The following is a 16,193-nucleotide window of genomic DNA, read 5'->3' on the forward strand; positions in this document are numbered from 1 at the left end:
GAAATATATTCAATAGCGTTCGACATGCTAATCAAAATTAAAAAATAAGGTATATGACTATTTTATATTTACACGGACTAGAAAGTAAATTAAGCGATGAGAAAAAAGCTGTTCTGCAAGATCACGGCAACGTAATTGCACCTGATATGGACTATTATAAAAATTCATCCGTTTTTGAATTATTGTTAGAACTACATAAAGAGCACCAATTTGATGTAGTAATGGGAAGTAGCATGGGAGGTTTTATGAGTTATTATTTCGCAAATAAAATGAAAGTTCCTGCCTTACTTTTCAATCCTGCTCTACCACATAGACCGGTGCACCAGGATATTCCAAATCTAGAATTAGAAGATACTTCACCATTTTTACAATTTGCTTTAGGAGGAAAAGATGATGTGATCGAAGCGAATAATACGTTAAAATGGCTCGCTGAAAATCGAAATGACGCTACAAATTTTCAGTTGGCAATTCATAGTGAAATGACTCATAGAATTCCAAAGTCAATTTTTGAAATTGAGGTTCTTGAATTTTTTCGAAAGTTACAACTGATTTAATCCTAAGTTTTCATTTGTAAATAATTCATTTTTGAATAAGACTACCACTATTTTAATCGAAAAAGAATAAGTGCGAATGTCTAAAGGATTAAAAAATCTATTTTACAGCTCGCCGCATCTTGACGGTTATTAACAATATTTATTGGAACTAAACGTATAATTGAATTGCAGAAAATAAAAATTAATACTTTCGGGGAAGGAATCGAAGTCAGACATATAATTCTCGATGACGACAGATATCAACAATGGTCTGAAATTGCGGCGCATAAGAATCAAAAAATATCAGATTTGCTTCTTGATTCATTTTTTTTCCATCAGTTGAAAGATCCTAATGTACGCTCGATAACTGATCTAAACTCAAAATTAATTTCAGGAATTCTAGACAGACATAAAAGTCAAATTGAAATTTGGTTGAACCGCCACAAAGTATTGAAATTAAAGCCAAATGAACTGTTTAACGAAATGCTTCTATTTCCTTTATTCCAAATTGAAAAAGAAAATATTATAAAAGATAAATCACTGGAAAAAGGATTGTACGTCATTCAAAAAACAATTGGACTACTCAATTCAGTGCAATTAAAAGTAGACTCTAGAAATCTGAACTTAGACGATTTTACTTTCTCATTGTCTGAATTTCAAAATGAGCAATTTCTTTCTCACATTATGTATCAAAAAAAGCATTTTGATTTCGTAAAAAGCGATAGCGTAATCACATATCAAACCAGCTTAGAAATTACTTAAAAACTTTTATAAGATAAAATAATTTCACATTTCGGTAAAAATTTTCTGTCAACAAATAAGTCGTTCTAAATTTAATATTTATTTTTTTTTCGACAAAAAAACCGCCACGCTACAGTACCAAACCGTTTATTTTAAATAATTAAAGTGCTTTCAAATTTAGTTTACTATTTTTATGGCTAAAGCCAAAATAAATTACTAAACCTAGTAATAACCAAATTCCGAAATAAATCCAATTCCAAACGCTTAGTTCAGCCATCATATACAGGCAGCAAATCAATCCTAATAAAGGTATTAAAGACAGATTTGATTTAAACGACCAAACGGTCAATCCTACTAAAACAATAAGAAAAATCCACATAGGTACTTTGTGTTTAAAAAGACTAAAACCACTTTCGTATTTGATTGAATTTGCTAAAGGTAAACCTGCAATAACTTCAGAATATTTTACTTCGTCTTTTTGATACTGACCGAGCAAATGTTCTAAGTCTACATTTCCATCTTTACTATTTTTCGGATCGATTTGAACCAAATAATCATAAACTTTTTTTGTGTCTTCTTTGTTTAGCGCAGTTACAATAGTTTCTGAAGTATTCGTCTTCGCTTCGTTAGTAATAAAGTCCATAGTCGCTTTTTTATTAAAACCAAAAGCAAATACTAAGCCCGCTACAATTAAAAAAGGAATCACATATTTAGAATTTACATAAGGAGTTTTAAATTTTCCTCTTGGAATATCAGTTCTATTTTGTAATGCTAGAACTCCTGCACAAACTAGAACAAAAGCAAATAAAGTTCCAATGCTACACAAATCTGTCACTAAAGTTAAGTTCAAAAATAAAGCTGGTACCGCAACAACAAATCCTGTTACAACTGTTGCGTAAGATGGCGTTTTATATTTAGGATGTACTTTTGAAAAGCGTTTTGGCAACAAACCGTCTCTACTCATACTCATCCAGATCCGGGGTTGTCCCATTTGGAAAACTAATAATACACTTGCCATTGCAACAACCGCACTTACAGCGATAATTCCAGACATCCACTTAAGATCTAGTTGTTGGAATACAAAAGCCAGTGGATCGCCTACATTTAATAAACTAAAATTCACCATTCCTGTTAACACTAAAGCAATGGCAATATATAAAACTGTACAAATAATTATGGCCCACATCATTCCACGTGGCAAATCGCGTTGCGGATTTTTACATTCTTCGGCGGTAGTGGAAATCGCATCAAATCCTATGTACGCAAAAAACACAGCTGAAACACCTTTTAAAACTCCAGTAACTCCGTTAGGTGCAAAAGGATCCCAATTTGCTGTATCGACATAAAATATACCAACTGCAATCACTAACAATACGACACATAATTTCACAACCACCATGATATTGCTCGCATTACGAGACTCTTTCATTCCACGATAAATTAGAGCTGTAATCAAAACAATAATCAATAAGGCCGGTAAGTCAGCGACAAAGTGAAAGGAACCAATCACGGGTGAAGTGGTCCATGCTGTGTATGCATTTTGTAGACTTGGACTTAAATTAGAAAATTCTTTTCCGCCTTGCATAAGTGCAGTCGCATCATCAAATCCGTTAGATGCTGATAGAAAATCCATTTGAATCCATTGTGGAAGATTAAGCCCTCCACTTTCGAGTAATCCTGTGAAATAGTCGCTCCATGAGATGGCAACTGTTATATTACCTACAGAATATTCCATAATTAATGCCCAACCAATAATCCAAGCGATTATCTCACCAAAGGCAACATAAGAATAGGTATAAGCGCTCCCAGAAACGGGAACCATTGATGCAAACTCAGCGTAAGCAAAAGCTGCAAAACTACAGGCAATCGCAGTAAATAAAAAGAGAAATATGACAGCAGGACCACCGTCAGCACTTGCTTTTCCAATTGTACTAAAGATACCTGCTCCTACAATTGCTGCAATTCCAAAAGCAGTTAAATCTCGTCCCGTTAAATGTTTACTTAGCGCATTAGCTCCGTCAGCATTATTTTTTTCAACTTGTTTTAAAATATCCTGAACCGTCTTTTTTCTAAATAAACCGCTTATTGCCATATAATGGATTTTATCAATAAAAATTAATAATTTGTAACTATAACACTCTTTTATTATAAATAACGCAATGGTTATTCATAAACCAAATGTATAAAACAATTTTAATTCTGAAAGATTTGATCACATATTTTTTTTGAAGCAAATAGAAAAAATTAAAACCTACTTTTTTTGTAAGATTTGAATTTTAGCAATGCCATTACAAATAGAATTAGCGTTTATTACTGTACAATAGGAATTATCATAAAATGCTATGTGGTTATTTATTTATTTGCTGCCAAATTTTAGATGAGAAGTCATCTTTGTACATCAATCGATTTGTACGACTAGGATTGACACGATTGCTAAGAATAATTAAAAACCTTCCCGAATCAGGATTCAGGAAGAAAAAAGTTCCCGTAAATCCTGTGTGTCCAAAATCGTTCTTTTTATATATTTCACTTGGTTTTCTTTTATCAAAACCGAGTCCGCGGTAAATTCCTTTTTTGGATAATGGCGATTTTGTATACTCTTTGATAACGCGCGATTTTATAATTTTTTTGCCTTCGTACTTTCCTTTATTGAGTAACATTTGGCAAATTACAGCAATCGAAGATGCGTTTGCAAACAAACCCGCATTGCCTGAAACTCCACCAAAAATCGCTGCTGCTTCGTCATGAACGTAACCTTTAATAGTATCTTTTCTAAAAAAGTTATCGATCTCTGTCGGAATAACATTTTTATTAGACGTCCAGTTTAAAGGATTAAAGCCAATATTTTTAATACCCATTTCTGTATATTGTATATGGGCTAATTGATCTAATTTCTTATTTGTTTTGGCTTCAATCATTTGCTTAACCAAAAGTAAATTTAAATCACTATATAAATATTCACCCCGCTTATTTGTATTTGCTTTACTGATTTTTTGGTAAACTATTTTATAAAATTCAGGATTTAACCACATATTTTTAAAAACCTTGACATAGTTTGCTTTTGGCTCAAAAGCCAAGTATTGATCGTCGTAAAGAATATTTTTACTGACATACATATTATCAAATGACTCTATATAATTTTCTGATTTTTCTTTATTTAGAAATGGTAAACCATCTGACGTAGAAAGTAAACTTTGATAAAAGGTAATGCTCGGCGTCAAACCAGACGTATGGGTAAGAAATTCGAAGATAGTTAAATCAGCAATAGCAGTATTTTTGTAAATAGGAACAATATCCGCTAATTTTTCGTTTACATTTATTTCTCCATCGCTTACTAGTCGCATGGTGACTAATGTAGCTCCTAGAACCTTTGACATCGAAGCAAGGTCATATACGTCAGCTGATGTTACTAATTCTTTCTTTGAATAATCATGGAAACCATAATTTTTATTTAAAAAAACAGAATCTTTATTTCCTACAATGATTTGGGCACCGGGAAAAAAACCTTTATCCAAAGCATTGGCCATCATCGAATCAATGAAAATTTCATTTTGTTGAGTATCAAAAACTGTATATGCTTTTTTTGTAGAACTGCAACCAATTCCTAATACAAGTGTTGAAACAAAAACTAATGCTAGTGGTATCTTTTTCATGTTTTTAAGGATTTATTCTTAAATCTTGGGCTGCCATAATTGGTTCATTGTTGGTTTCCGTGATAACAATTTTTACAGCCTTTACTGCATTCGAAGGATAAATTGATGCATTACCGTAATCAAATGCATCTCCTTTTATAAAATCAATTCCATTATAAGAATATTCAACATGACCGCCACTAATTATAAATCTTGGATGATGCGGAATTCCAGTTGAAACATCAATTTTAGAGGAAGTCACAGGATTTTTAAAAGTATATAAAATCCAATCTCCATTTGCACAAGGAACATCTGTACGCAAATAGGATTCAATATTGTAATCTTCTAATCTCGATATTGGAAATTTAGGATTTTCAGCCATTGATGAAGTTACTTTCACTTCTGGCTCTTGGTAGGGACTGCAGTCAAAATTTACTTTAGCCGAAGATTCTTTAGCTTCTTTATTTTCGAAAATAAAATCCAAGCGATATTTATTTTTCTCTTTATAATTATCCACCACAAATCGCAAACGGGACTTTGACTTTAGTGTATTTTCAGCTGTATATGATTTTATTAGTTTATCATTTTCAAAAAGAGATACTTCTTTAATAAATCCGCTTGTTGAACCATCAGAAGTGGGATTGAAACCAAGGTACCAAATCCCATTCTTATCTATATTTTCAGATATATTCTGTGAAAAATTTATAACTTCAACTTTTGAAGTATTCCATACCGCCACTGGCAATTTATCAACCTTTACTGCCGGACTCGACACATTATCATTAAAAAAAGTACGAAACATGTATTTTTCATATTCTTTAGTTTGGATTGGAACAGAATAAATCGGAGAATTGTTACTTGGCTCTTTTCCGTCTCCATCATAACGAACAATAGCTCCTTCGTAAGGTAATGTCACCGTTATACTTCCATTTTTATACAGTGCAGTAGGTGGAAAATCTCTAAAAGCAATTCCCATATTATCTAATCTGCTTAGATGACTATTTGTTAAACGGCTGTAGAAGTCCTCCCAATTTTTATCTGATTTTTTAGACCAAGCAATTTCAGATAGAGCAGTAATTCGCGGATAACTTTGATATTCCATAAATCGAGCGGGCAAATCTAAATACTCGCTCCATAACGCTCCTTGAACACCTTTAATTAATTTTTGTTCTTTTAGTGATAAGTCTTTCTCTGGAATAGGTTCAAATGAATAAACTCTTTTCGTATCAGTTATAGCTGCCCAGCGATGTCCACGCTCATTTTCAGACTGTGCCATATCAAAATAAGTATATTGTCCCGGAATCATTATCGTAGTGTGACCTTTTTTCACAGATTCGATTCCGTAGCTAATTCCTTGCCATGCAAAAATTTCAGTTTTAGGACTTAATTCGCCACCTTTTAAAATTTCATTCCAACCAGCAGACTTTTTACCATATTTTTCGACAATTTTTTCAATTCTTCTAAAAAAATAATTTTGCAATTGGAAAGTATCTGTGTAGCCTTCCTTTTCCATCACCGCTTTACATTTAGGGCATTGTTCCCAGTTGGCACGGTTCACTTCATCGCCGGCAACATGTATATATTCAAATGGAAACATTTGAGAAAACTCCTTAATAATAGAATCTAAAATTTCGTAGTTTTCCTCACGACCCACACACCATACATTTTTTACTTCGCCCTGAACACTTTTCGTTTCTTGAGTCGTCACGCAACCTATTTCAGGATATGACGCTGTTACTGCTCGGGAATGTCCTGGAATTTCGATTTCAGGCATAATGGAAACTCCTCGCTGCAATGCATACTCCACAACTTCTTTTATTTCTTCTTGTGTGTAAAAACCGCCATATCTTTTATTTCCAGACCCGTATGAGGGTAACAATACTTCTCCTGGACCTCTAAAACCTCCTTTTAAGGCTAAGTCTGGCATCGATTTAATTTCTATTCGCCAACCGTTATCATCAGTAAGATGCCAATGAAAGATATTCATTTTATGCGCAGCTAACCAGTCAATGTAATTTTTAACGGTTTCTTTATCAAAAAACTGTCTAGAAACGTCAAGCATCATTCCGCGCCATTCAAAACGCGGATAATCTTCAATTTCGACAAATGGAATTGTTCCTTTTTTAACTTCTTTTGCCGAAAAGATTTGCAATAATGTTTGGAAACCATTTAGCAAACCATTTATTGACTTTCCTTTTATTAGCATTCCAGTTTTTGATACATTCAAAGTATATCCATCTGCTGGCACACTCATCTTTTCATCAACTAAAAGTGTAATAGCATTTTTTTTGTTTTTATTTCCAATTATAAGTGATGGACTAACACCAGTGTTCTTTAAAAACTTTTCACTTATGAAACTAGCACTTTTCTTTGCTTTTTTATCTACAATTATTTGAACGGATGGTGGAATCAAGAAAACTCCGGCTTTCTGCTCAATCTTAACTGGCTTAGGAATTAAATCAAGTTTTTGTGCTTGTAAATCATTCAAAAAGCCTAAAAAAAACAGTATGAATAGAAGATGTTTTTTCATCATTTTCGATATTAAAATGGAATTGGAGTAATGCGATAGTAAAGATTAATTTAAAGCTAAAAGGAAGGTTTACTAAAATTTCAAAAATTGTTATAGCTTATAGATTCCTCCTTCAATAAGACTGGTCCAAACATTTCCTCTACTATCTGTTGTAAAACCATTTACACTTGAAGTTCCTAAATGAAGCATTTTTATAATTTCAAATTTATCAGCATCAATTATTACAACTTCGCCTTTGCGACTCCCTAAATAAATTTTACCATTCTTTTCAAGTATTGGCGCAGGATTGTGCTCATATCCAATCTTTAAATCTAGAACTTTACTGTTTTTAACTAAATTTTCTTCTGTTAACTCTAATAAATCATTTAATGGCAATCTTAACAATTCACCATCCATTGTTTTAGCATAGAAATACTTTCCATCTTCACTCCTACCCATCGATTCTCTAACTTTCCATTTAGATGTTCGCAATAAAGTTTTACCAGTATTGATATCAATAATGGTTAAGAAACGTTGTGGTGTAACTAAGTAAAGTCTATTTTTTGAAGCTACTGTCTTTACATTACCTGGCGAATATAATTCTTGTTTTTCATTGCCATTATTCCATTTCCACACTAATTCTCCAGTACTCTTGTCTAAACAATAAAGATAAGAATCCCATGAGCCAAAAATAATTGAGTTACCATGGATCAATGGAGTTGCTTGAGAATAAGAGTTTGGTAATTTATTTTCCCAAATCACCGTTCCATCTTCTCCATTCACGCAAATAAATTTAGTAGAACTTGCAGTGTAAATTCTGCTATCTTCAACAATGGGTGAACCAACTAAAATTCCTCCTATTGCAGTATTCCACTTCTGAATTCCTGTTTTTTTATCAAAACCTAAAATATTCCCCTCTATAGTACCAACAACCAAATTATTTTTTATAATTGTTGGTGTAAAATAAATAGAATTACCTGTTTCTATTTTCCATTTTGAAACTTTACTTTTTACATTCAGTGACTGTATCTCACCAACGGAATTTGCAAAATATAAGTTTTTTGAATCAAATGCAGGAACGCTGTATATCGAAGCAATATCTGTAATAAAAGGAACTATTTTAGCAAAACCATTCTCATTTTCAATTTTAATTTTTGAAGGCTGAGAAGGAACTGAAAATCTAAATGCTTTTTGTTTGTCAATCTCTTTTTGATAGATGCGTATGCTATCATTACTTATTTCTACTTCATTATAGCTTTTTGTTTTACCATCTCTGGTAACAATAGCTACACCCATCACTCCACTTAATCCCGAGAAGTCATATTTTTTTAAGGTATGTCCGTGCCCACAAAAACTAGCTACGGTTGGATATTTTTGCAAAATAGATAGAACTTCTTTGTAATTACTAAGGCTATTGTCTAATGGATAATGCGAAAAACTTAAAACTTTCTTTGCACTGTTATTTAGACTGTCTTTTAAAGTTTTATCTAAAAAAAGCAAATCTTCTTTCTTTACAAAACCATCTCCCATTTTCATGTAAGGACCACACGGAAATCCGACGAATAAATAATCTCCTTTAGAAAAAGCAAATCGATCGTTTCCCCATAATTTTTTATAAGTCAATCCTGCGCTTTCACTCCAAGTGGTTTCGTGATTTCCAGAAATGACGTAATATGGAATTTTTAAATCAGTAAGAATTGCATGTACTCGATTCAACTCATCGTCGTCACCGCGATTGGTCAAATCACCAGTGATTACGACAAATTCATTTTTAGAGCTATTAATTTCTTTAATAATTTGCTGTAATAAAAAGTCATTATCATTTCCAACAGATACATGCAAGTCAGTAAGATGTGCAAATTTTATATCTGACCTTTCGTAATTTTTTTGAGAATAACAAGCTGCAATTGCAAAAAGAAAAACAATTTTTAAATACAAATATTTCATGGTGTAATTTTAAATTAATTAGAGAAATCTTTAAAAAAATTATGGAAAAATAATAGTTGGAACTTTAAAGCATTTTCCCAGTACTCAGTATTATGTTTTCCTGGACGTTCTATATAATCGTGATTTATTTTTGAAGAGAGCATATTATTGTGCAGATTTCTATTTACGTCTATAAAAAAGTCATCTACACCGCAGTCAATAATAAGTTTTAATTTATTATTTTGGACCAAATCTAACATGTTTATTATCGTGTTTTTCTCCCAATTTTCAGGAAAATCTTCTATTGAACCTAGGCGTTTCTTTACATCCCATTTTTCAGAAAAAGGACGAATATCCACTCCTCCACTCATACTCCCTGCTGCTCCAAAAATATCCTGATGTTTAAAAGATAAATATAATGCTCCATGTCCACCCATACTTAGTCCAGTTATAGCTCGAGCATTCGGACTTACAATGGTTTTGTACTTTAAATCAATAAAGGGAATTAATTCAGTTGTGATATACGTTTCATACTTGAAGGAAGAATCTATGGGACTATCAAAATACCAACTTGAAGTATTTCCATCTACACCTATAGCTATAAAGCCATATAGATCAACTTGACTTGCAACATCCTTAAAACTTTGAACCCAAGTTGCATAATTTCCGCCGTAACCGTGAAGTAAATAGACAACAGGGAATCTGGTTTTACTTTTTTTATAGGTGTCAGGAGTTATAATGCAGCTTTTAATATATTTACCCATAGACTTACTATAGACTTGAATAGTGTCAACTTTAGCGGCATGTGCATAGAAAAACACAAATAAAACTACTACTGTAAATCGGATTTTATTCATGATTTAATCTTATGTTTAAAGGGAATTATTTAAAAATATATCAATTCATTAAAGACAATTTCTCAAAATAGTGACAGGATGCAGCGCAGTTCTACTCGTTCCATCAAAAATTTGATGACGACAACTTGTTCCTGCTGCGGCAATTTGGACGTTATTTTCAGTTGCTCTGATTTTAGGAAATAATGTATCTTCACCCATTTGCATACTGATTTCATAATGCTCTTTTTCGTAACCAAAAGAACCCGCCATACCACAACAACCTGAATTATAAATGGTGACTGAATTATTTTTTGGTACGTTCAACATTGCAAAAGTTGCTTCAATTGTACTCAATGACTTCTGATGACAATGTCCGTGAATTTTTATTGTTTTAGGTTGTTCAGAAAATTGACTAGGCTTAATTTTACCTGTAGTTATTTCGTTTTTAAAAAATTCTTCAATAGTAAATACATTTTTCGAAAGCTTTACTGCACGCTCTTTATCATCTGCTAATCGGATGTATTCATCTCTAAAAGTCAATATCGCAGAAGGTTCTATTCCTATTAAAGGACAATCAGCAGTAATAAAATCTGAAAATATCCTAACATTTTTATTGGCGACAGCCTTCGCTTCTTCTAGAAATCCTTTAGAAATAAATGCTCTACCACTTTCCTCATGATCTACTAAGATAACTTCGTATCCCAAGGCAGTAAGTAATTCATACGCATCTATTCCAACAGATACATCGTAATGATTTGTAAATTCGTCAGTAAACAGACATACTGTACCATTTACAAAAGATTCACTAGGCTCCTTATTCCAATTTTTGCCATACCATTTTCTAAATGTCTGTGGCGCTAAATGTGGTACCTGACGCAATGAAGCAATTCCCATAGTTTTTTTTACGATTGGTAAATTAACCATGAAGTTTGTCAATTTTGGAGCAACACTTCCCAATCCATTTAATTTCGCATTAAATGCAAAAGCTTTATTTCGCCATGAAAATCCATTAGCTTTTTGGTATTGATATAAAAATTCTGATTTTAAAGCTGAAACATCGACATTACTGGGACATTCACTAGCGCAAGCTTTACAACTTACACACAGTTCAAAAACTTTGTATAATTCTTGATGATCAAACTTATTGTCCTTTTCTGAATGGGTTAGATATTCTCTCAATGCGTTTGCCCTAGCACGCGTTGTATCTTTTTCATTGCGCGTTGCACGATAACTGGGACACATACTTCCTCCCGATGAAGGTAGCTTTCTACAATCTCCAGAACCGTTGCATTTCTCCGCTGCGCGTAAAATTCCCATACTATCAGAGAAATTCTGAATTGTTTTAATATCAGGTTCTTCTCTTCCTGCCTCTACTCGAAGATTGTCATCCATTTTAGACGCATTCACTATTTTACCAATGTTAAAAATCGCATTTGGATCGAAAGCCTTTTTAATGCGCTTTAATAATTCGTAGTTTTTGTCGCCTATCATAAATGGTAAAAATTCACCACGAACAATTCCGTCACCATGTTCTCCACTTAAAGAACCTCGATATTTTTTTACTAAAATTGCTACTTCAGTTGCTATATTTCTAAACTGATGTAATCCTTCTTTAGTTTTTAAATTTAAAACAGGACGTAAATGCAGTTCACCAGCACCTGCGTGCGCATAATAGATAGCACTTTGACCGTGACGCTCCATCATTGCAGAGAATTCAGCAATATAATTTGGTAAATCACTTAATTCAACTGCTGTATCTTCTATGGAATCAGCAGCTTTATTATCGCCTACGATACTTCCTAAAAGTCCAAGACCGGCTTTTCTAAGCTCATTAATTTTATCAATATCAGCACCGTAAATCTTAGGTAATGCATAGCCAAAATTATTTGCTTCTAAATCAGCTATCAACTCGTTTGCTTGAGTTTCTGCATCTTCCATGCTATTATGTGAAGCAACCTCCAACATAATAACGGCTTTAGGATCACCCTGAATAAAGAATCGGTTTTTAGCTTGTTCTCTATTAGTTTTTGTACAATTCAATATTGTATCATCCATCATTTCACAAGTATACAAATGATGCTTCATTGCGATTACGACAGCCTCTAAACTTTCTTGAATAGTATGAAAGTGCGCAACAACCATTACATTACTAGTTGGAGGAAGAGTATCGACCTTTAATTTTATTTCAGTTGTAAACGCTAAAGTTCCTTCACTTCCACACAGCAGCTGTCCTAAATTTATTGTTTTTTCAGTACCACCAAAAAGTTCCGACTTAAGCAATAAATCAACGGCATATCCTGTATTTCTCCTGTGGATTTCAGGTTTTGGAAATTCCTTTATTATTTCTACTTGTTGTTCCGTACTTGATAATTCTTCATAAATACTCTTATAAATCGAACTCTCAAGTGAATTTCCTTTTGTTTTCTCAATGAATTCAGCAGAACTAATTTCTTTAAATATAGCTGTACTTCCATCACTTAAAATCGCTTTAAGTTCGACGACTTTATCTCTGGTAACGCCGTACCGTATTGATGTTGTACCTGAAGAGTTATTTCCAACCATTCCACCAATCATACATCTATTTGAGGTTGATGTATTAGGGCCAAAAAATAAACCGTGTGGTTTTAAATAAATATTTAACTCGTCCCGAATTACTCCCGGTTGTACTGTGATGGTTTTATTTTCAGCATCGAAAGAAACAATTTTTGTAAAGTGTTTAGAGACATCCACAATTATTCCATTTCCAACGGTCTGACCTGCTAATGATGTTCCGGCTGTTCTAGGAGTAATCGAAATATTATTTTCGGTAGCAAATTGAATAATCTTTACAATATCTTCTTCCGATTTTGGAATTGCAGCAGCGACGGGAAAGATTCTGTAAGCAGAAGCGTCCGTAGAATATAAAATTTTATTTAGCTCGTCGTATAGAAGAGTTCCTTCTAATGACACCGCTAATTTTGCTAATTTATGAGATATGGACATTTACTTATTTTTCTTATTATTATTTTCACGAAAAAGTGAAATTTAATGTACTACTTTGAATTATAAATTTAGTGCTATAAATTGATTTCGCTGTCTGAATAGTTACAATTTTCACGCTATGATTTATAAATTAATTATTAGACATTTTTAGAGCTTTCAAAATGGTTATTTAATAATCAAATCGCTTAAAAGCTTCAATTGCCTCATATTGAGCAAGCCCTAAATCATCATATAATTTGGCTGTGTTCTTATTTCTATCTTCTGCACGAACCCAAAATTCTCTAGAATCATTGCCTTGAAACATAACTCTATCTTTTTGAGACTGATGGTATAAAATAGCGTGTCTTTTCATCAACACTTCGTCAGGACTTAACGGTACCGCCATGTCTATCTCGTGGAGATCCCATTCATGCCAAGCACCTCTATACAACCATAACCAGCAATCGTCCATAAATGACTCTTTTTTGAGTTCCTTCATTGCCGCAAATATTGCATTCAAACAAACTTCATGGGTTCCATGTGGATCTGCCAGATCACCTGCTGCAAAAACTTGATGCGGCTTTATTTTTGAAATGATCGCTGCAACGATATCAATATCCTCCTTAGCAAGTGGATTTTTTTTAATTTGTCCTGTTTCGTAAAACGGAAGATCTAGAAAATGTGTATTTTCATCTTTCAAACCGATATATCTTGTTGCTGCGTAAGATTCACGACGTCTTATCAATCCCTTTAATTTCCTAACTTCCAATGAGTCTACTTCATTTTCACTTTTGGTATTTAAATCCGAGATAACTGATGAAAAAGTAGTACTATTTTCATTCGAAATAAAATCATTACATACTTCTGCAAATTTTAGCGCCTCGTCATCAGTTACTGCAATATTTCCAGAAGTTTGATAAACCACATGAACATCGTGACCTTGCTTAATCAATTTTGAAAAAGTTCCTCCCATCGAAATTACGTCATCATCAGGATGCGGACTAAAAAGAATAATTCGTTTTTTAGAAGGATTAGAACGTTCTGGTCTATTACTATCGTCTGTGTTTGGTTTTCCGCCTGGCCAACCAGTGATTGTATGTTGTAAAACATTGAACATATTAATATTCAAATCGTATGCAGAACCTTCTTGGGCCAATAAGTCGGACATGCCGTTATTATTATAATCCCGATCTGTAAGTTTAAGTATAGATTGTTTAGTTTCCTTACAAAGCCATATTATAGCTTTGCTTTTTAATTCTTGCGTCCAAATACATTCTCCCACCAACCATGGTGTTTTGAATCGTGTCAATTCTGAAGCGGCGAATTGATCTAAAACAAAAGTAGTATTATTATGATTTTGTAAGAAAGTAGCAGGAACTTCAGAAGTAATTTCGCCCTGAATTGTTCTCTTGATTATTTCGGCTTTGTTTTGTCCCCAAGCTAGTAGTAAAATGCGCTTTGATCTCAAAATTGTTGAAACACCCATTGTGATAGCTCTTTTTGGAACATTGGCAGTTCCATTAAAAGCAGACGATGCATCAATTCTCGTAATATGATCTAAAGTTATAATTCGGGTTCCAGAATTAATATGAGAACCAGGTTCATTAAAACCTACGTGACCTGTACGACCAATTCCTAATAACTGCAAGTCTATTCCGCCAGCTTGTTTTATTTTATTATCATAATCAATACAGTATTGATTAACTTGAGATAATAAAATTGTACCATCAGGAATGTTAATATTTTCTGGCCTTATATCCACATGATTGAACAAATGCTCCTGCATAAAATAGTGATAACTTTGGCGATTTTCCTTAGTCATCGGGTAATACTCATCTAAGTTAAACGTAATGACATTATGAAAACTAAGTCCATCCTCTTGATGCATTCTAACTAATTCCTCATAAACCTTAATTGGAGATGAACCTGTTGCAAGGCCAAGAACACATGATTCATAGCGACTTTGCTTAAAGCGAATTAATTGCGCTATTTCCTCAGCAACATATTTTGAAGCATCTGAAGCACTTTTGAAAATTACATTATGATTTTTTTCAAATCGAGTTTCTTCAAATTTACCAGGGATGTCATATTGTAATGGAGCGCTGTTTTTCATATTTTGTATCTAAGTTGAAATAGAATAACAAATATATACAAAAAACAAAACATTTCTTTTATTTTGCGTTGTTTAACATAAATAAATATGAAAAACGCAAAATAACGCATTCTAAATACAATTGAATTTCATTAAAATATAAAAACTCCTGACTTTTTATATTCTTCTAATCGCGGATCATCCGATCCTAAGTCGGTAACAATGGTATCTAACATCGTTAAATCGCATACTACATGGGGTTTTTTAGTATTCATCTTGTCAGCAGTAAACATGGCGATCACTTTATCTGAGGATTCAATCATCGCTTTTTTAACGATAGATACTTCGTATCCTTCTTCTGTGAGTCCTTGCTTTACATCTATACTACTTACACCCATAAAGCAAATGTCAGCTTTAATTTTTGACAGAACTTGGAGCACATCCATTCCGATGGTAACCATTGCATTTTTCTGCATTTTACCACCAATAAATATCAAGTCAATATTAGGATATTGAGAGAGTTGCATAGCAATAGGTAAACTATAAGTATAAATAGTCGCTTTTAAGGAAGGAGGGATTAATTTTGAAAAAACCATATTAGTAGTTCCACCGCTCATGATTATAACTTGACCATCGTGAAGTAAAGAAAGTGCTTTATAGCCGATCTCTTTTTTCTTTTGCTCATTAGTAATGACGATATCAAAAACACTTCTATTCTTTTCAGCAATAGGAACTGCTCCACCATACACTTTCTCAAGAAGACCTTTCTCGTGCAATTTGTTTAAATCTCGTCTAATGGAATCTTCAGACATACATAATTCCACAGCTAAGTCAATAGTACTCACACGATGCTCCGCAACGAGTTTAGTCATTATATAATGGTGTCTTTCTGCTTTTAACATATTGCTATTTATAGGTAAAATGCAAATGTATTAAAATATACAATTGAAATTAAAGCGCTTA

At 33.1% G+C, this 16,193-nt stretch carries 10 protein-coding genes; 2 read left to right on the top strand and 8 right to left on the bottom strand.

The window, feature by feature from the left end:
- The first annotated feature begins 53 nt into the window (after nt 1–53).
- Nucleotides 54–554 carry a YqiA/YcfP family alpha/beta fold hydrolase gene (locus BC961_RS12355; protein ID WP_121926172.1) on the top strand — a complete coding sequence of 167 codons (501 nt, stop codon included), beginning with the start codon at nt 54–56 and terminating at the stop codon, nt 552–554.
- A 165-nt stretch (nt 555–719) separates the two neighbouring features.
- Complete coding sequence (locus BC961_RS12360; RefSeq protein WP_121926173.1) at nt 720–1,295, top strand: hypothetical protein; 576 nt, start codon at nt 720–722, stop codon at nt 1,293–1,295.
- Between the two features lie 139 nt (nt 1,296–1,434).
- Here BC961_RS12360 and BC961_RS12365 read toward each other — a convergent pair whose 3' ends face one another.
- The 8 genes from BC961_RS12365 to BC961_RS12400 all read right to left on the bottom strand — a co-directional run bounded on the left by BC961_RS12365 (nt 1,435) and on the right by BC961_RS12400 (nt 16,132).
- Nucleotides 1,435–3,366, bottom strand: a complete 1,932-nt coding sequence (locus BC961_RS12365; RefSeq protein ID WP_121926174.1) for an amino acid permease — start codon at nt 3,364–3,366, stop codon at nt 1,435–1,437.
- 256 nt (nt 3,367–3,622) lie between these two features.
- Nucleotides 3,623–4,927: a serine hydrolase domain-containing protein gene (locus tag BC961_RS12370; protein WP_121926175.1), complete on the bottom strand. Its 1,305-nt coding sequence runs from the start codon at nt 4,925–4,927 to the stop codon at nt 3,623–3,625.
- A gap of 4 nt (nt 4,928–4,931) precedes the next feature.
- Entirely contained in the window at nt 4,932–7,439 is a 2,508-nt protein-coding gene (locus tag BC961_RS12375) for a beta-N-acetylhexosaminidase (RefSeq protein WP_245980932.1), read from the bottom strand.
- Nucleotides 7,440–7,526: 87 nt separating this feature from the next.
- Nucleotides 7,527–9,362, bottom strand: coding sequence for an outer membrane protein assembly factor BamB family protein (locus tag BC961_RS12380; RefSeq protein ID WP_121926176.1), 1,836 nt, complete (start codon nt 9,360–9,362; stop codon nt 7,527–7,529).
- Nucleotides 9,363–9,376: 14 nt separating this feature from the next.
- Nucleotides 9,377–10,198, bottom strand: coding sequence for an alpha/beta hydrolase (locus tag BC961_RS12385; protein WP_121926177.1), 822 nt, complete (start codon nt 10,196–10,198; stop codon nt 9,377–9,379).
- 48 nt (nt 10,199–10,246) lie between these two features.
- Complete coding sequence (locus BC961_RS12390; RefSeq protein WP_121926178.1) at nt 10,247–13,159, bottom strand: FAD-binding and (Fe-S)-binding domain-containing protein; 2,913 nt, start codon at nt 13,157–13,159, stop codon at nt 10,247–10,249.
- A gap of 169 nt (nt 13,160–13,328) precedes the next feature.
- Nucleotides 13,329–15,251, bottom strand: a complete 1,923-nt coding sequence (gene nagB, locus BC961_RS12395) for a glucosamine-6-phosphate deaminase (protein WP_121926179.1) — start codon at nt 15,249–15,251, stop codon at nt 13,329–13,331.
- Between the two features lie 131 nt (nt 15,252–15,382).
- Complete coding sequence (locus BC961_RS12400) at nt 15,383–16,132, bottom strand: DeoR/GlpR family DNA-binding transcription regulator (protein ID WP_121926180.1); 750 nt, start codon at nt 16,130–16,132, stop codon at nt 15,383–15,385.
- Between the last annotated feature and the right edge of the window lie 61 nt (nt 16,133–16,193).

It is taken from the genome of Flavobacterium weaverense (assembly GCF_003688495.1).
Taxonomy (GTDB): domain Bacteria; phylum Bacteroidota; class Bacteroidia; order Flavobacteriales; family Flavobacteriaceae; genus Flavobacterium; species Flavobacterium weaverense.

Bases quoted from the DNA above. Each gene is read 5' to 3' on its own strand.
- BC961_RS12370 (WP_121926175.1), bottom strand. From the start codon at position 4,927: ATGAAAAAGATACCACTAGCATTAGTTTTTGTTTCAACACTTGTATTA.
- BC961_RS12380 (WP_121926176.1), bottom strand. From the start codon at position 9,362: ATGAAATATTTGTATTTAAAAATTGTTTTTCTTTTTGCAATTGCAGCT.
- BC961_RS12385 (WP_121926177.1), bottom strand. From the start codon at position 10,198: ATGAATAAAATCCGATTTACAGTAGTAGTTTTATTTGTGTTTTTCTAT.
- BC961_RS12355 (WP_121926172.1), top strand. From the start codon at position 54: ATGACTATTTTATATTTACACGGACTAGAAAGTAAATTAAGCGATGAG.
- BC961_RS12400 (WP_121926180.1), bottom strand. From the start codon at position 16,132: ATGTTAAAAGCAGAAAGACACCATTATATAATGACTAAACTCGTTGCG.
- nagB (WP_121926179.1), bottom strand. From the start codon at position 15,251: ATGAAAAACAGCGCTCCATTACAATATGACATCCCTGGTAAATTTGAA.
- BC961_RS12390 (WP_121926178.1), bottom strand. From the start codon at position 13,159: ATGTCCATATCTCATAAATTAGCAAAATTAGCGGTGTCATTAGAAGGA.
- BC961_RS12365 (WP_121926174.1), bottom strand. From the start codon at position 3,366: ATGGCAATAAGCGGTTTATTTAGAAAAAAGACGGTTCAGGATATTTTA.
- BC961_RS12375 (WP_245980932.1), bottom strand. From the start codon at position 7,439: ATGATGAAAAAACATCTTCTATTCATACTGTTTTTTTTAGGCTTTTTG.